The sequence below is a fragment of the Pseudomonas sp. SDO5215_S409 genome, assembly GCF_054071325.1.
This window is the reverse complement of sequence record NZ_JBSVWN010000004.1, coordinates 104,283-121,977: the sequence shown is the minus strand read 5'-3', so window position 1 is coordinate 121,977 and position 17,695 is coordinate 104,283. Positions and strand designations below refer to the sequence as shown.

The 17,695-nt window shown below is 63.6% G+C and carries 11 protein-coding genes; 3 read left to right on the top strand and 8 right to left on the bottom strand.

Features of this window, described 5'->3' with window-relative positions; genetic code table 11:
* Positions 1-14 precede the first annotated feature (14 nt).
* Genes ACW9H9_RS03345 through glnE form a run of 8 tightly spaced genes read right to left on the bottom strand, consistent with a single transcriptional unit; the run spans position 15 to position 9,964 of the window.
* Positions 15-1,466 (bottom strand): lipopolysaccharide kinase InaA family protein, encoded by a 1,452-nt coding sequence (locus tag ACW9H9_RS03345; RefSeq protein WP_457341591.1) that lies wholly within the window; start codon positions 1,464-1,466, stop codon positions 15-17.
* Entirely contained in the window at positions 1,466-2,218 is a 753-nt protein-coding gene (locus ACW9H9_RS03340; protein WP_457341590.1) for a lipopolysaccharide kinase InaA family protein, read from the bottom strand. Before ACW9H9_RS03340 ends, ACW9H9_RS03345 begins: the two co-directional genes overlap by 1 nt.
* Positions 2,215-2,949 (bottom strand): lipopolysaccharide kinase InaA family protein, encoded by a 735-nt coding sequence (locus ACW9H9_RS03335; RefSeq protein WP_457341589.1) that lies wholly within the window; start codon positions 2,947-2,949, stop codon positions 2,215-2,217. The genes ACW9H9_RS03340 and ACW9H9_RS03335 overlap by 4 nt, the downstream gene beginning before the upstream one ends.
* On the bottom strand, positions 2,949-3,755 hold the full coding sequence (gene rfaP / locus ACW9H9_RS03330) for a lipopolysaccharide core heptose(I) kinase RfaP (RefSeq protein WP_457341588.1): 807 nt from the start codon (positions 3,753-3,755) through the stop codon (positions 2,949-2,951). The genes ACW9H9_RS03335 and rfaP overlap by 1 nt, the downstream gene beginning before the upstream one ends.
* A complete protein-coding gene (locus ACW9H9_RS03325; RefSeq protein ID WP_457341587.1) occupies positions 3,755-4,876 on the bottom strand; it encodes a glycosyltransferase family 4 protein in 1,122 nt (373 codons plus the stop codon). Before ACW9H9_RS03325 ends, rfaP begins: the two co-directional genes overlap by 1 nt.
* The gene (gene waaC, locus ACW9H9_RS03320) at positions 4,876-5,934 is read right to left on the bottom strand and encodes a lipopolysaccharide heptosyltransferase I (protein WP_457341586.1); all 1,059 of its coding nucleotides are present in this window, start codon (positions 5,932-5,934) and stop codon (positions 4,876-4,878) included. The genes ACW9H9_RS03325 and waaC overlap by 1 nt, the downstream gene beginning before the upstream one ends.
* Before the next feature lies 1 nt (position 5,935).
* Complete coding sequence (gene waaF / locus ACW9H9_RS03315; RefSeq protein ID WP_457341585.1) at positions 5,936-6,970, bottom strand: lipopolysaccharide heptosyltransferase II; 1,035 nt, start codon at positions 6,968-6,970, stop codon at positions 5,936-5,938.
* 54 nt (positions 6,971-7,024) lie between these two features.
* Complete coding sequence (gene glnE / locus ACW9H9_RS03310) at positions 7,025-9,964, bottom strand: bifunctional [glutamate--ammonia ligase]-adenylyl-L-tyrosine phosphorylase/[glutamate--ammonia-ligase] adenylyltransferase (protein WP_457341584.1); 2,940 nt, start codon at positions 9,962-9,964, stop codon at positions 7,025-7,027.
* Positions 9,965-10,347: 383 nt separating this feature from the next.
* Between glnE and aceE the strand changes: the two genes are divergently transcribed.
* From aceE to ACW9H9_RS03295, 3 genes are all read left to right on the top strand, one after another.
* A complete protein-coding gene (aceE, locus tag ACW9H9_RS03305; protein ID WP_457341583.1) occupies positions 10,348-12,993 on the top strand; it encodes a pyruvate dehydrogenase (acetyl-transferring), homodimeric type in 2,646 nt (881 codons plus the stop codon).
* A gap of 11 nt (positions 12,994-13,004) precedes the next feature.
* On the top strand, positions 13,005-14,642 hold the full coding sequence (aceF, locus tag ACW9H9_RS03300) for a dihydrolipoyllysine-residue acetyltransferase (protein ID WP_457341582.1): 1,638 nt from the start codon (positions 13,005-13,007) through the stop codon (positions 14,640-14,642).
* A gap of 302 nt (positions 14,643-14,944) precedes the next feature.
* Positions 14,945-17,629, top strand: a complete 2,685-nt coding sequence (locus tag ACW9H9_RS03295; protein WP_457341581.1) for a putative bifunctional diguanylate cyclase/phosphodiesterase — start codon at positions 14,945-14,947, stop codon at positions 17,627-17,629.
* Positions 17,630-17,695: the final 66 nt, after the last annotated feature.

The window sequence follows — 17,695 nt, the reverse complement described above, 5'->3', positions numbered from 1 at the left end:
GCCCGGGCAACAGTTTAGCCGGGCGCCCCCGGGTGTTTGGGCAGACGCTGGTCGATCACCCGGTGCAGCGCGCTGCTGTCGGGCCAGTTGCGCATGAACCGCGCGCGGTCCTTGGCGTAGGCCGGGGCGAAGCTGGCGAGGCTGGTGTGTTGGCACATCGAGTCCAGGTCGATCAGCGCCCAGCGGTCGTCATGCCAGAACAGGTTGTGGCCCTTGAAATCACCGTGGCTGATGCGCTCGCGGATCAGCTCGGCAAACAGCTCGTCGAGGGCCAGCAGCTCGGCTTCGGGCGCATCGCCCCGTTCCACGTAGGGGGCAAAACGCTCGATGATGTCCGGCCCCGGCAGGTACTCGGTGATCAGGTAGGCGCGGCGGCGCAGCCAGAAAAAGCGCTTTTCCAGCAGGGCCAGCGGCGCGGGCGTGGCGATGCCCAGAAACGCCAGGCGGTTGCCTTCGCGCCAGGAGTGCCACGCCCGGCTGGGGCGCCAGAAGCGCTTGAGCCAATGGGTGAAGCCTTTGATGTTGTAGCGCTTGATCACCAGCGGGCGGCCGGCGACGTCGACTTTGGCGACACTGGCCGCGCCGCCGGTCTTGTACAGGTGGCCCTGGTCGAGCAAGGCGTCGGCCTGCGCCAGTACCGGCAGCATCGCCGCTTCTTCGTTGCGGCGCGCAGCGCGCAGGGCGAACGGCCCGCGCACCACACTGAACAAGGTGCACTCGCGGCCTACCTTGCCCAGGAAGTCTTTGAGGCGCCAGGCGCTGACTTTGTCCACCTGCTTTTGCAGGGCCTCCAGCGGCAACGCGTGTTCGCCGTTGCTCAGCAGGTAATGCACCAGCAGTTCTTCGGTGAACGGTTCGAGGTTTTTCGGCAACTGGGCAAAAAACACCCCAAGGTTGTCCAGCACGCGCTGGCGAGACAGCGGCTTGCCCGCCTCTTCGACGCAAATCCCGGCGCCGTCGATCAGGTAGAGCTGGCCGTCGTGGCGCAGCAGGTTGTCCAGGTGCAGGTCTTGTTGCCACAGGCCTTTGGCGTGCATCCGGGCAATCGCCTCCAAGGCCTCGCCGAGCACCACTTGCTGCGCGTCGGCCAGCGGTGGCAAGGCTTGCACGGCTTGCCAGGCCTGGGCCAGGCTCTGGGCGTTTTCCAGGTAGTCGAACAACAGCCAGCCGCCCTCGCCGTCTTGCAAACCGTCGGCGAGCAAGGTGGGGGTGGTCAGGCCTTGCCCGGCCAATTGCCGCACACCGTCGCGCTCACGCTGAAAATGCCGCGCCGCCTTGGCGCCCACCAGCAACTTGGCCAGCACCGGGCGACCGCGCCACACCGCCGCGCCCACGTAGCGCTCGCCGGGCAGCACTCGCAGCAGCGTCAGCAGTTGCAGTTGCCCCGGGCCTGCGGCGTCCGCCAGCTCGATACTCAACGGCAGGCTTGGCGTGCGGCCGGCGTTTTTCAGCTCGGACAAACGCATCAGCGGTTCTCCTTGTGGCTGCGGCGGGCCGTGAGGCGGTGCAACCAGTCGGTCACCGGGGCGCTGCCTTCGGGTTGTTCCAGGTAGGCGGCCAACAGCTGCCGCACCTGCGCATCCAACCATTGCGGGGCGCGGCGCAGCAGCGGTTCCAGGTCCTTGACCCGGTCACGTCGGCCAAACAGCAGCGGGCGGGTTTTCTCCAGGTCGATCAACTGCGCGGCATAAATATCGCCACGCGGTTGCAGGAAAATATGCTTGGGGTAAAAGCAGCCATGCACCTGGCCAACGCGGTGCAGGTGCCGCGCCAGTTGGCCGCAGGCCACAAGGATCGCCTGTTGTTGGCTAGCGCTCAGTTGCGCCCAATGCTCGAGCAGTGAGTCCAGGTCATTCCAGCCATCCAGCGCGCGGGTCAGCAGGATGGCCCGGCGCTCGCCGTTCACTTTGCGTTCGCCAAAAAACGCGGCCTGCAACGCGGGAATGCCCAGCGTGCGATACCGGCTGATGTTGCGAAACTCGCGGGCAAAACTCGGCTCGCCCAACGGGCTGTGCAAGGTGCGGGTCAGGTAGTTGCTCTGGCGCTTGAGGTAGTACGCAGTGCCTTCAAGCTCCAGGCGAAACACGCTGCTCCAGCCGCCACGGCTGGTGTTGGGTTCGTCCACCGCGTCCAGTTGCTTGGCCCACAACGCGTCGAAAGAGCCCAGGCCATTACGCTCCAACAGGGCACGGTCATCGGCCGCCAGGAAGTCACTCATTCGCGTCCCTCGAAAAACTTCACCACGTGGCGAATTCGCTGTTTGTCCGACGCACTCAGGTGTTTGCGCTGCCGGTATTGCATGTAGAAACGCAGGCGCTGGGTGGCCGACAAGTGATACTTGGCCACTTTGTCCAGGCAGGCCAGGTCCTTGGTGATGCGGTACTTGAGCCAGAAACCGCGCCAGAAATCCCCGTTGGGGCAATCGATCAGGTACAGGGTCTGCTGGTCATCGACCAGCAGGTTGCGCCACTTCAAGTCGTTGTGGGTAAACCTGTGCTCGTGCAGGGTTCGGGTGTATTCAGCCAGCTGGCGGCTGATGGCATTGACCCACGCAGGGTCGGACAAACGCGGGTCGTTGCGGTCGGCCAGCGCCGACAGGTCTTCGGTCCGGGGCAGCTCGCGGGTGATCATTGCCCCGCGCTCATAAGCCAGGCCGTTGCGCTCCAGCCCCCAGGCCACCACATCGGCCGTGGGAATGCCCCACTTGGCAAAACGCTTGAGGTTCTGCCATTCGGACTTGACCCGCGGCTTGCCCAGGTAACGGCGCAGGCCCTTGCCAGCGCCGTTGTAGCGTTTGACGTAGTACTGGACCCCGCCGCGCTGCACCCGGATCACTTCGGACAGCGGGTCTTTGGTCAGGCGCTCGCCCTCGAGGGCAAACACCGCTTCAAGGCTGCCAAAGTCATCCGCCAGTGCCGCGTAGGCAGGTTCCAGGTTCCAACCCGCCATCAGAGCGCATCCCCGTAACGTTGTTTGCGCGCATAGAGCTTGGCCGCCTTGCGCTCAAGGCCGCTGAGCAGGTGCGCCTGCTCACTCAGGATCTGGCGCAGCGGTTGCTGGAAGTAGGTTTTGAGAAACCGCAGTTTGTCGCGTTGGGTCAGGCCGATCTCCAGCGCCGAGTAATACAGCGCCGCCAGGTCCTTGTTGCGCCAGCGCGTGGGGAGCACGGCGTGCAATTGGGCGCGGTGCAGGTCGATGACCGACAGTTTGAGCGTGTCGACAGCCAGGGGCCGGTCGGTGTGCAGCAAAAAATGGCACAGGTAGCAATCGCGGTGGTTCACGCCGCCCCGGTGCATCGCGCCGACCATGCGGGCGAGTTCTGCGGTCAGTGCATGCTTGATGGCAGGCTCGGGCGGTTGCTTGACCCAGTCCACCGTCACGTCTTCAAGGCTCAGGGTGGGCGCCAGTTCTTCGGTGACGATGAACGAGTGTTGGTCGGCAGGGTTGCGGCCCTTTTCACCAAACGCCACGCCGGTCATGGTCGGCACGCCAAGGGCCTGCAGGCGCTCAATCGCCTGCCATTCAAGGCCCGCGCCGAGCACCGGCAGCTTGGCGGTGACCAGGTTCTTGAAGATTTCGCCCCAGCCGATGCCCCGGTGGATCTTGACGAAATACGCGCGGCCATCCACTTCGGTGCGCAACGTACGGCGCGCCGCCAGTTCACGGAACACCTGGCCTTGCAGCTTCTCGACTTCGACAAAGGCGTCACGCCCCGCCCAGAGCGTCTTGAAGGGTTCGGCAAGCATCAACTTCATCACTTTGGCTCCGCCAGAATCACGTCCGCCGCGTGCTGCGGCATGCTGTAGAGGTCGGCCGCCTGGGCAAACGCCAACCCGTTGCGGCCCCAGGTCGCGCGCTGCGCGGTGCCGGTGAGCATGCGCTCCAGGTATTGGTTGAGCTGCGTTTGTTCAAACGGTTCGTCCAGTACCAGGCCGCTGTCGGCTTCGGCGATGTAATGGGCGTACCCGCACACGGCCGAAACAAGCACCGGCAACCCGGCCACCAAGGCTTCGAGCAACACGGTGCCGGTGTTTTCGTTGTACGCCGGGTGGACCAACACATCGGCGCCCAGCAGAAAACGCGGGATATCGCTGCGGCCCTTGAGGAACTGCACGTTGTCGCCCAGCCCCAAGGTGGCACTCTGCAATTGGAATACTTTGGGGTCGTCCTGGCCGATTACAAACAGACGGGTGCGTTTTTTCAGCTCGGCTGGCAAGGCGGCCAGCGCTTTGAGGCTGCGGTCCACGCCCTTGGTCTTGAAGCCGGAGCCGATCTGCACCAGCAGCAAATCGTCATCGCCCAGCTTGAATTCGGCGCGAAACTGCGCGCGGATCTCGGCCGCGTCCGGCGGCGCGCGGCGGTCCAGGGCGATGCCCGGCGGCAGCAGGTGGAAGCGCTCAAGCGGGGTGTCGTAGTGCTTGATGAACAGCGGCTGCTGCACTTCGGAGATCATCAGCACCTGGGTCTTGGCGTCCTTGGCAAACACCGCACGCTCGTACTCGGCAAAGTGCCGGTAGCGGCCAAAGCTGCGGTACAGCGAATGGCGCAGGTTTTGCGCCTTGTCTTCAAAGCAGCCGTCGGCGGCGTAGTACACGTCCAGGCCGGGCATTTTGTTAAAGCCAATCAGGCGGTCCACCGGGCGCTTGGCCAGGTCAGCGGCCATCCAGGCGCTGAGCTTTTCGTTGCGCCGATGGTTGAAGAACGCCTTGACCGGCGCCACCAGCACTTCAAAGCCCGGCGGCACGTCGCCTTCCCAGATCAGCGTGTACACGCGAATCTGGTGGCCGCGCTGCTGGCACTCCAAGGCGATGCGCATGAAGTCACGCTGCAGGCCGCCAAAGGGGAAGTATTTGTATAGGACAAAAGCCAGTTGCATCAGTGTTCCTCAGCCAGTAACAACGTGCTCAGCCGGCTTGCGACACGCTCGGGGTTCAGGCGAGTGAAACACAGTGGCCACTCGCGCTTGATGTCATACCGACGCTGATCTTCGGCCGTCGGTTGATAGGTGCAGTGTTTTTGCAGGCACGGCGCGCAGGGGAAGTCGCTGCCCAGGTGGATCTGTGCCTTGCCATAGGCGCCGGTCAGGCCCGGGTTGGTAGGGCCGAACAGGGAAATGGTCGGCACGTCCAGCGCGGCGGCCAGGTGGCCAAGGCCGGTGTCGACCGCCACACAGGCCTTGGCGCCCGCCAACACACGGGCCACGCCCGCCAGGTTGAGCTTGGGCAGCACTTCGGCGTTTTTAAGGCCCTGGGCCAGGCGCTGGGCCCGCGCTTTCTCGGCCGCGTTGCCCCACGGCAGTTTGACGTCCACGCCCAGGCTGCCCATGCGCTCGGCCAGTTCGCGCCAGTAGGCTTCGGGCCAGTGCTTGGTGTCCCAGGTGGTGCCGTGCAGCAGCAGTACAAACGGCTTTTTCGGCGGCAGGCCTACCAGTGTGTCGACGTTCAGGCCGTAGTCACCCAGGCGCTGCGGCAAATCGTAGCCCAGCGCCACGGCGAACAACTGGCGCAGGCGTTCCACCGCATGCTGCCCACGGGCCACCGCCAGGCGACGCGAATAAAACCGCGCCGCCAGCGGCTCACGCGCCGACTGCTTGTCGAAACCCGCCACCGGCGCACGCACGTAGCGGGTCAGCCAGGCACTTTTGAGCAGGCCCTGGGCGTCGATCACCAGGTCGTATTTGGTCGCCTGCACGCGCTGTTTGAAGCGCCGCCATTCGCCGCTCTTGAAGGTTTGCCAGAGGTTTTTGCGCCAGCGGCGGATGGCCACCGGGATCACCTTGTCGACCGCCGGGTGCCAGGTGGGGATCTCGGCGAAACCTTCTTCCACCACCCAGTCAAAGCGGATGCCCGGGATCGCTCGCGCGGCGTCGGTCAGGGCGGGCAACGCATGAATCACGTCGCCCAACGAGGAGGTCTTGATCAGCAGTACGCGCAACTCAGCGCACCTCGACCGCGTCGCCGCTCAACCGCTGCAACGCGTCGTTGACCGGCGGGGGCAGCAATTGGCGCAGGCAGTTGTAATGGCCGAACCGGCACGTGCGTTCAAAGCACGGGCTGCATTCCAGGCCCAGGCGCACCACTTCGACCTGGTCGGCCAGCGGCGGGGTAAAGCCCGGCGAGGTGGAGCCGTACACCGCCACCAGCGGGCGATTGAGCGCCGCAGCCACGTGCATCAGGCCCGAGTCGTTGGACACCACCGCGTCGGCACAGGACAGCAGGTCGATGGCCTCGGCCAGGGAGGTGTCGCCGCTCAGGTTGACGGCTTCTTCGCGCAGGCCCGGGATCAGGCGCTGGCGGATGTCCTCGCCCACCGCGTGATCGTTCTTGGAGCCAAACAGCCACACCTGCCAGCCTTCGCGGATCTTCGCTTCGGCCACCTTGGCGTAATGGTCCGACGGCCAGCGCTTGGACTCGCCAAACTCCGCCCCTGGGCACAGCGCCAGCACCGGGCGGTCGAGCTCCAGGCCAAACTTGGCCAGGGCGGCGTCGCGGGTGACCGGGTCGATTTGCAGGCTCGGGCGCGGGTACGGCGTGGGCAACGCGGCGCCCGGCGCGTAGGCCAGGGCCATGAAGCGCTCGATCATCAGCGGGTAGCGGTCTTTGTCGAGCTTGCGCACATCATTGAGCAAGCCGTAGCGGAACTCGCCCCGCCAGCCGGTGCGTTTGGGGATGCCGGCAAAAAACGGCACCAGGGCCGACTTCATCGAGTTGGGCAACAAGATGGCCTGATCGTACTGGCCGGCCAGGGATTTACCGATGCGCCGGCGGGTCGCCAGCTCCAGCGCGCCGTGGCCGAGCGGAAAGCTCAAGGCCGTGCGCACCTCGGGCATGCGCTCCAGGATCGGCCGGCTCCACTCGGGGGCAAGCACGTCGATTGCACAGTCGGGATGACGTTGTTTCAAACACTGGAACAGTGTCTGCGCCATCACCATGTCACCGACCCAACTGGGCCCAACGATCAGAATATTCATGTAGTTTCCACAAACGATACGGGGAGGCTCATGCCTCCCCGCCTTAATAGTGTTTCAGCTTAACCCCAGCTCATGCCAGATTCGCTGCACCTGGCGCCGCTCGTCCGCGAACTGGTCCCCGGCCACGGTGCCCGCCTCGTTTTGCAAGGCCTGGCGGTGCGCGGCGGAACGGTAGGCCTTATACACCTCGCGCAGCAGTTGGGCATCGGCGGCGGGCATCAGCCCCACCTGTTCCAGGCCCTCCAGGATGCGAATATTGTCGGTGTAGCGCAGCAACGACGGGTGTTCTGCTGACCACGCCAAAGCCGCGTATTGCACCATAAATTCAATATCGACGATACCTCCGGCGTCCTGCTTGAGGTCGAACGGTACTGAAGGCTCGAAGGCATTACTCGCCATTCCGGCCCCGGTGGACTTGGTGCCCAGGTTGTCGCGCATCTTGGCGCGCATCTCGCTGACGGCCTGGCGCAAGGTGTCCAGGTCTTGCGTGCGGCCCAGCACGCGGGCGCGCACGGCTTCAAAGTCGCGGCCCACTTGCTGGCAGCCCACCAGCACCCGGGCGCGCACCAGCGCCTGGTGCTCCCAGGTCCAGGCTTCGTTTTCCTGGTAGCGGGCAAACGCCCCCAGCGAGCTGACCAACAGCCCCGACGCGCCGGACGGGCGCAGGCGCATGTCCACTTCGTACAACTGGCCGGAGTTGGTCTGGGTGGTCAACAGGTGGATGATCCGCTGGCCCAGCCGGGTAAAGAACTGCGCACCGTCGATGGGTTTGGCGCCGTCCGTTTCGGCTTGCGGGTCGCCGTCGTGGATAAACACCAGGTCCAGGTCCGAGCCGTGCCCCAGCTCGATCCCGCCGACTTTGCCGTAGCCCACAATGATAAAGCCCGGGTCGCACAAGCTGCCGTCCGCCCGTTGCGGCGAGCCGTAGCGGGCGACGGTCTGGCGCCAGGCCAGGGCCAGCACTTGTTCCAGGATGGCTTCGGCGAGCCAGGTCAGGTAGTCGCTGACTTTCATCAACGGCAGGCTGCCGGAGATCTCCGACGCAGCGACGCGCAGGCGGTGAGCGAGCTTGAAGTGGCGCAGGGCCTCCATCTGCTGCTCCAGGTCGTCTTCGGGAATGCGGGTCAGGCGCTCGCGCAGTTCGCCCGCCAGCTCCGGGGCGAGCGGCGGCTTGAACAGGCGGCCTTCATTGAGCAACTCGTCAAGCAGCAACGGGAAGCGGGCGATCTGTTCGGCGATCCAGGGGCTGGCGGCGCACAGGGTCAGCAGGCGGCGCAGGGCGTCGGGGTTTTCGGTGAGCAGCACCAGATAGGCGGAACGCCGGGCGACGGCTTCGACCAGCGGCAACACGCGCTCCAGCACCAGGTCCGGGTTGGCGTGCTCCACCGCCTGGGCCAACAGGCGCGGGATGAACGCGTCGAGCCGCTCGCGGCCCAGGCGCTGCATCGAGCGCAGCTGGGAGCTGTTGCGCAGGCCGGTCAGGGCGTTCAGGGCCTTGGGGGCATCGGTGAAGCCCGCGTCCTGCAACTGACGGCAGGCGGCGTCTTCATCCTGGGAGTCTTCCCACAGCGGCAACCATTCACCGCCCACGACCAGTTCGCTCTCTGCGCCCTCTTCTTCGTCCGGGTCGGCGATGACCTGGCGAAAGTGCCAGTCCACTCGGCTACGCCAATGCATCAGGCGCTCATGAAACGCCGCCCAGTCGGCAAAACCCAGCATGAACGCGATGCGCGCCTGGTCTTCGGGGCCGTCGGGCAGCATTTGGGTCTGGCGGTCGGCGATCGCCTGGATCGCGTGTTCGGTGTAGCGCAGAAATTCGTAGCCTTCGCGCAATTCGGCGATCACCGCAGGCGGCAAGTAACCCTGGCCCTCAAGGGTGCCGAGCACTTTAAGCAGCGGGCGCTGTTGCAGGCTCAGATCGCGACCGCCGTGGATCAGCTGGAACGCCTGGGCGATGAACTCCACCTCGCGGATGCCGCCCGAGCCCAGCTTGATGTTGTCGGCCATGCCTTTGCGCCGCACTTCCTGCTGGATCAGCTGCTTCATGGTGCGCAGCGCTTCGATGGCGGAAAAGTCCAGGTAACGCCGGTACACGAACGGGCGCAGCATCTCGAGCAACTGCCCACCGGCCACCTGGTCACCCGCCACCACGCGGGCCTTGATCATGGCGTAGCGTTCCCAGTCGCGGCCCTGGTCCTGGTAGTACTGCTCCAGCGCATTGAAGCTGAGCACCAGCGCACCGGCCGACCCGTAGGGGCGCAGGCGCATGTCGACGCGAAACACAAAGCCGTCGACGGTGATCGGGTCCAGGGCCTTGATCAGCTTTTGTCCCAGTCGGATGAAAAATTCCTGGTTGTCCAGAGCGCGTTTGACGCCCACGGTTTCGCCGCCTTCGGGGTAGGCGAAGATCAGGTCGATGTCCGACGACAGGTTAAGCTCCACCGCGCCCAGCTTGCCCATGCCCAGGATGACCATGTGCTGTGGCTCGCCGCTGCGTCGCCCGGTGGGGGTGCCAAATTGCACGCAGTGGCGCGGGTAAAGCCATTGGTAGGCCTGGTCGATGCTGGCGTCGGCCATGTCCGACAGGTCGCGGCAGGTTTGCACCAGGTCGGCCTGGCGGGTCAGGTCGCGCCAGATGATGCGCACTTGCTGGCGGGTGCGCTGGCGACGCAGGGCGCGGCCCAGTTCGTCTTCGGTCTGGGCCTGCTGCACGGCGCTGGCGATCTGCCCGCACAGTTCGGCGGGGGCGAAGGCGCGGTCCAGTTCGCCCCAGGCCACCAGTTCGAGCAGCATGAGCGGGTCACGCACACTTTGTTCAAGCACAAAATCGCTGGCGGCGCACACCCGGGCGAAGTCGGCCCAGCGCTGTGCGGTCCAGCTGGAAAGGCCCTGGTCGCTGTCCAACTGAGCGACGGCGGCGCGAAAGGATTGCTCGGCGCGACTGACGAACGGCAGCAGTTCTACCGGCATTTTCGCCAGCGTTGGAAGGCTCATGGTCTATCCTTGATCGGCGCGTAAATGGCCGGTGGTCGTGAACCGAAGGTCCACGCTTGGTGAAGGACTGTCGAACAAAAGTTAGAAATAGCTGAAAAATTATTAATTTTGGCAGTCAACATTAAATTTCTACCTTTTCTTATTCGCAAAAGATCAACAATAACGATTATGCTCACCCGCCAGATGGAGCAATCCGCTCGATCTTGTGTAGTTTTACTACTCGTATATACATTCGAAAGGCTGAAATGGCCGACGATTTGTAGTAAAACTACAGGCCGCCGGAGCAACCTCCGACCATCCAAGAATTTATGTCGTCTGCCCACAAGGCCAGTCGCAAACTTCAGGCAACCGATTCTGGTAGCCTTTCCGCCCTGGAGCAAGCCATGCAAGACCTCGATCCCGTCGAAACCCAGGAATGGCTGGACGCCCTGGAATCGGTTCTCGACAAAGAAGGCGAAGACCGTGCTCACTACCTGATGACCCGTATGGGCGAACTTGCAACCCGCAGCGGTTCGCAACTGCCTTACGCCATCACTACGCCGTACCGCAACACCATTCCTGTGACCCACGAAGCACGCATGCCTGGCGACCTGTTCATGGAACGCCGCATTCGCTCGCTGGTACGCTGGAACGCCATGGCGATGGTCATGCGCACGAACTTGAAAGACTCTGACCTGGGCGGTCACATCTCAAGCTTTGCGTCCAGCGCCACCCTGTATGACATCGGCTTCAACTACTTCTTCCAGGCCCCGACCGACGAACACGGCGGCGACCTGATCTACTTCCAGGGCCACACCTCGCCAGGCGTCTACGCCCGCGCGTTCATGGAAGGTCGCATCACCGAAGACCACATGAACAACTTCCGCCAGGAAGTGGACGGTAACGGCCTGTCGTCGTACCCGCACCCGTGGCTGATGCCTGATTTCTGGCAGTTCCCGACCGTTTCCATGGGCCTGGGCCCGATCCAGGCGATCTACCAGGCGCGCTTCATGAAGTACCTGGAAGCCCGTGGCTTCATCCCCGAAGGCAAGCAGAAAGTCTGGTGCTTCCTGGGCGACGGCGAGTGCGACGAGCCAGAATCCCTGGGCGCCATCTCCCTGGCCGGCCGCGAGAAGCTGGACAACCTGATCTTCGTCATCAACTGCAACCTGCAGCGCCTCGACGGCCCGGTTCGCGGCAACGGCAAGATCATCCAGGAACTCGAAGGCGTGTTCCGCGGTGCTCAGTGGAACGTGACCAAGGTCATCTGGGGCCGTTTCTGGGACCCACTGCTGGCCAAAGACGTCGACGGTATCCTGCAACGCCGCATGGACGAAGTCATCGACGGCGAGTACCAGAACTACAAGGCCAAAGACGGCGCGTTCGTGCGTGAACACTTCTTCAACACGCCAGAACTCAAGGCGATGGTTGCCGACCTGTCCGACGACGAGATCTGGAAACTCAACCGTGGCGGCCACGACCCGTACAAGGTCTACGCGGCGTACCACGAAGCGGTCAACCACAAAGAACAACCGACCGTCATCCTGGCCAAGACCATCAAGGGTTATGGCACCGGTGCGGGCGAAGCGAAGAACACCGCGCACAACACCAAGAAAGTCGATGTCGACAGTCTGAAGTTGTTCCGCGACCGCTTCGACATCCCGGTCAAGGACGAAGAACTGGAAAACCTGCCGTTCTTCAAGCCTGAGCCAAACAGCGCCGAAGCCCGTTACCTGGCCGAACGCCGCGCTGCACTGGGCGGTTTCGTGCCACAGCGCCGTGCCCAGAGCTTCAGCGTGCCGACCCCGTCGCTGGACACCCTCAAGGCGATCCTGGACGGCTCGGGCGACCGTGAAATCTCCACCACCATGGCTTTCGTGCGCATCCTCGCGCAGTTGGTCAAGGACAAGGACATCGGCCCGCGCATCGTACCGATCATCCCGGACGAAGCCCGTACCTTCGGTATGGAAGGCATGTTCCGTCAGTTGGGCATCTACTCCTCCGTCGGCCAGCTCTACGAGCCAGTCGATAAAGACCAGGTGATGTTCTACAAGGAAGACAAGAAGGGCCAGATCCTCGAAGAAGGCATCAACGAAGCGGGCGCCATGAGCTCCTTCATCGCAGCCGGTACTTCGTACTCCAGCCACAACCAGCCGATGCTGCCGTTCTACATCTTCTACTCGATGTTCGGCTTCCAGCGTATCGGCGACCTGGCCTGGGCCGCTGGCGACAGCCGCACCCGTGGCTTCCTGATCGGCGGCACCGCCGGGCGCACCACGCTCAACGGCGAAGGCCTGCAACACGAAGATGGTCACAGCCACATCCTGGCGGCCACCATCCCGAACTGCCGCACCTTTGATCCTACCTACGGCTACGAGCTGGCGGTGATCATCCAGGACGGCATGAAGAAGATGACCGAAGAGCAGCAGGACGTTTTCTACTACATCACCGTGATGAACGAGTCCTACCAGCAACCTGCCATGCCGGCCGGTGTCGAGGAAGGCATCATCAAGGGCATGTACCTGCTCGAAGAAGACACCAAGGAAGCTGCGCACCACGTACAGCTGATGGGCTCCGGCACCATCCTGCGCGAAGTGCGTGAAGCGGCGAAGATCCTGCGTGAGGAGTTCAACGTCGGCGCCGACGTGTGGAGCGTTACCAGCTTCAACGAACTGCGTCGCGACGGCCTGGCCGTAGAGCGTCACAACCGCCTGCACCCAGGTCAGAAACCACAGACCACGTATGTCGAGGAATGCCTGAACGGCCGTAAGGGCCCGGTGATCGCATCCACCGACTACATGAAACTGTTTGCTGAACAAATTCGTCAGTGGGTACCGTCCAAGGAATTCAAAGTCCTGGGCACCGACGGTTTCGGCCGCAGTGACAGCCGCAAGAAGCTGCGTCACTTCTTCGAAGTCGACCGTCATTTCGTGGTGTTGGCAGCCCTGGAAGCCTTGGCTGACCGTGGCGAGATCGAACCCAAGGTGGTGGCTGACGCCATCGTCAAGTTCGGCATCAACCCGGAAAAACGCAACCCACTGGACTGCTGAGGAGACTTTTTGTGAGCGAACTCATTCGCGTACCTGACATCGGCAGCGGTGAAGGTGAAGTAATCGAGCTGTTTGTGAAGGTCGGCGACACCGTCGAAGCCGACCAGAGCATCCTGACCCTGGAGTCGGACAAGGCGAGCATGGAAATCCCTGCGCCCAAAGCCGGTGTGGTCAAGAGCCTGAAAGTGAAGCTGGGCGACCGCCTGAAAGAAGGCGACGAACTGCTGGAGCTGGAAATCGAAGGCGCCGCGACCGCGGCCCCGGCGGCGGCGGCACCTGCTGCTGCCCCCGCAGCTGAAAAGCCTGCACCGGCTGCCGAGGCCCCCGCGGCCCCGGCCGCTGCACCGGCGGCAGCCTCGGTCCAGGACATTCATGTCCCGGACATCGGCTCGTCGGGCAAGGCCAAGATCATCGAGCTGCTGGTGAAGGTCGGCGACACCGTCGAAGCCGACCAGTCGCTGATCACCCTGGAGTCCGACAAGGCCTCCATGGAGATCCCGTCGCCAGCGGCGGGCGTGGTGGAAAGCATTGCGGTCAAGCTCGAAGACGAAGTCGGCACTGGCGACTTCATCCTCAAGCTCAAAGTACAAGGCGCTGCACCTGCAGCAGCTCCAGCTCCGGCTCCGGCCGCAGCGGCTCCAGCAGCCAAGGCTGAGGCGGCTCCGGCTGCTGCACCTGCGCCTGCTGCAAAAGCTGAAGCGGCGCCCGCTCCCGTGGCGGCGCCAAGCGGTGCCAAGGTTCACGCCGGCCCTGCCGTGCGTCAGCTGGCCCGCGAGTTCGGCGTAGAGCTGAGCGCGGTAGCGGCCAGCGGCCCTCATGGTCGCGTGCTGAAGGAAGACGTGCAGGCTTACGTCAAAGCCATGATGCAAAAGGCCAAGGAAGCCCCGGCTGCCGGCGCTGCGACCGGCGGCTCGGGCATTCCGCCGATCCGTACCGTGGACTTCAGCCGCTTCGGCGAAACCGAAGAAGTGCCGATGACCCGCCTGATGCAAATCGGCGCGGCCGGCCTGCACGCCAGCTGGCTGAACATTCCGCACGTGACGCAGTTCGACCAGGCCGACATCACGGAGCTTGAAGCTTTCCGCGTTGCGCAAAAAGCCGTGGCCGAGAAGGCGGGCGTGAAACTGACCGTGTTGCCGCTACTGCTCAAGGCCTGCGCGCACCTGCTCAAGGAACTGCCGGACTTCAACAGCTCGCTGGCGCCAAGCGGCAAGGCGATCATTCGCAAGAAGTACGTGCACGTAGGTTTTGCCGTCGACACCCCAGATGGCCTGCTGGTGCCGGTCATCAAGAACGTCGACCAGAAGAGCCTGCTGCAACTGGCCGCCGAAGCCGCTGCCCTGGCTGCCAAGGCCCGCGACAAGAAGCTCACGCCGGACGACATGCAAGGCGCCTGCTTCACCATCTCCAGCCTGGGTCACATTGGCGGGACGGGCTTCACGCCAATCGTCAACGCGCCGGAAGTGGCGATCCTGGGTGTTTCCAAGGCCACCATCCAGCCTGTGTGGGACGGTAAAGCGTTCCAGCCCAAGCTGATGCTGCCACTGTCGCTGTCCTACGATCACCGTGTGATCAACGGCGCCGCCGCTGCCCGCTTCACGCAGCGCCTGAGCCAACTGCTGGGCGACATCCGCACCATCCTGCTTTAAGCCTCAACAGGCCTTCCCCCCGGGGAAGGCCTGGTTTCAGCGTTTTCCGAGCGCCACGCTCGTACCTCAACCCCGCCAATTGGCGGGGCTTTTTTTGCCTGTTTCCAGGCCACGCACACCCGGTTTTTCACCACCCGTCAGCCGCATTGCAGAAAACCACTCTGTGGCCGATAACACACTTATAGCACTTAGCCTTCATCCTCTCTTGTCAGCCCGTGCCGCATGATGCAACCTTGCCGCACGCAACAGTAAAGAGGGCGTGAGCCCGGGCGCCAAGCGCATTTTTTCAAGCGAGTTTCCCCATGAAAAGCCAACCCGATGTCGCCCGCCTGGCGACCGAGGTCGTGACGCAACTACCGGTGCCCTCGCGCCTCGGTATGCTGCGTTTCGAGCGGCTTAATGAGGCTAGCTGGGCCCTGCTCTACCTGGACCCCAATTGCGAGCGCCAATTCGGCCTGCCGGCCATGGAACTGTGCGCCCTGATCGGCTCGCCCTACGCCAGCCTGATGGAGCCGCAGGCGCGCTATCAGTTGCATGACACCATCCAGCAGCAACTGGCCCTGAGCCCCCACTATCAGGTGCGCTACACGTTGCACACCAGCGACGGCCCGTTGAGCGTGCTGGAGCTGGGCGAGGCCTACAAACAACACCATCGCCACCTGCTGCGTGGCTACCTGATGGTGGTGGATGGGCAGGCAGCCACCAGCGCCCCGGCCGCCGACCTGGAAAGCCAGAACAGCCGCCTGCAAATCGCCCTGGAACTCAACCAACGCGCCCAGCAAGAACAACTGCAACACCTGGAACGGGTGCGCGCCCAGCAGGCCTTGATCCTGCTGCTGGCCCGCCAGCGCTACAGCACCAGCAACTCCCTGCAAGAAGCCGCCGAACTGATCACCCGCAGCGCGTGCGATATCTATCAGATCGACTGCGCCAGCCTCTGGAACCTGGAAGACCAGCACCTGGTGCCGATCTCGGCCTACCAGCGTGCCGACCAGCAGTACCACCTGCCGCAACCGATCGACGTCAGCGGTTTCCCCAATTACCTGGAAGCCCTGCACAGCAGCCGCGCGATTGATGCCGACAACGCCCTGCGCGACCCCCGCACCCGGGAAATGGCCGAAAGCCTGCGCGACAAGAACGTGCACGCCATGCTCGACGCCAGCATTCGCGTGGACGGCCAAGTGGTGGGCGTGCTGTGCCTTGAGCAAAACGGCAGCACGCGGGCCTGGCAGTCTGACGAAATCGCCTTTGCCGGTGAGCTGGCCGACCAGTTCGCCCAGGTCATCAACAACCACAACCGACGCACCGCCACCAGCGCGCTGCACCTGTTCCAGCGGGCCGTGGAGCAAAGCGCCAACGCCTTTTTGCTGGTCAATTGCGACGGTGTGGTCGAGTACGTCAACCCCAGTTTCACCGCGATCACCCAGTACACCCCCGAGGAGGTCCACGGCCACCGCCTGGCGCAGTTGCCGGCCCTGGAAAACCTGAGCGAATTGTTGTTCGACGCGCCCTCAAGCCTGGCCAAGAGCAACAGCTGGCAAGGCGAATTCAAGAGCCGGCGCAAAAACCTGGAGCCCTACTGGGGGCAGCTGTCGATCTCCAAGGTGTATGGCGACAACCGCGAGTTGACCCACTACATCGGCATCTACGAAGACATCACCCAGAGCAAGCTGGCCCAGCAGCGCATCGAACGCCTGGCCTACACCGACAACCTGACCAACCTGGGCAACCGCCCCGCGTTTATCCGCAACCTGGACGAACGCTTCGCACGCGACAGCGACAGCCCGATCAGCCTGCTGCTGGTGGACATCGACAACTTCAAGCGGATCAACGACAGCCTCGGCCACCAGACCGGCGACAAATTGTTGATCAGCCTGGCCCGGCGCCTGCGCAACAGCCTGAATGCCAGCGGCAGCCTGGCGCGCTTTGCCAGTAACGAATTTGCCGTGCTGCTGGACGACACCGACCTGGAAAACGGCCAGCACGTCGCCAGCCAGTTGCTGGCGACCCTCGACAAGCCGATGTTTGTCGACAACCAGTTGATCAGCGTCACTGGCTCCGTGGGCCTGGCCTGCGCGCCCCTGCACGGCCGCGACCCACAGACCCTGATGCGCAACGCGGGCCTGGCGCTGCACAAGGCCAAGGCCAACGGCAAACACCAGGTGCAGGTGTTCACCGAGGCGCTGAATGCCGAGGCCAGCTACAAGTTGTTTGTGGAAAACAACCTGCGCCGCGCCCTCACCCAAAACGAACTGGAAGTGTTTTACCAGCCCAAGCTGTGCCTGCGCAGCGGGCGCCTTTTGGGCATGGAGGCGCTGTTGCGCTGGAACCACCCGGAAAAAGGCATGATCCGCCCCGACCAGTTCATCAGCGTGGCCGAAGAAACCGGGCTGATCATCCCGATCGGCAAATGGGTGGCCCGCCAGGCCTGCCGCATGAGCAAACAGCTGAGCGCGGCGGGCAAAGGGGACTTGCAGGTGGCGATCAACTTGTCGCCCAAGCAGTTTTCCGACCCGGACCTGGTGGCCTCCATCGCCACGATCCTGCGCGAGGAACAACTGCCGGCCAACCTGCTGGAACTGGAGCTGACCGAAGGGTTGCTGCTGGAAGCTACCGAAGACACCCGCCAGCAACTGGACCAGCTGAAAAGTTTTGGCCTGACCCTGGCCATGGACGACTTCGGCACCGGCTATTCGTCGCTCAGTTACTTGAAAAAATTCCCCATCGACATCATCAAGATCGATCGCAGCTTTATCCACGAGATCCCGGACAACCAGGACGACATGGAAATCACCTCGGCGGTGATCGCCATGGCCCACAACCTCAAGCTCAAGGTGGTGGCCGAAGGCATCGAGACAGCCGAACAGCTGGCGTTCCTGCGCCGCCACCGTTGCGACGTCGGCCAGGGCTACCTGTTCGACCGGCCGATCCCCGGTTCTGCGCTGATGGACAAGCTTGCGCGCTACCCGCGCGGACCAATCGCCTGACAGCGCTGTAACACTCAGGCACACTGGCTGTCTGATTATTTACCGCTAACCCAACCTGACGAGAGG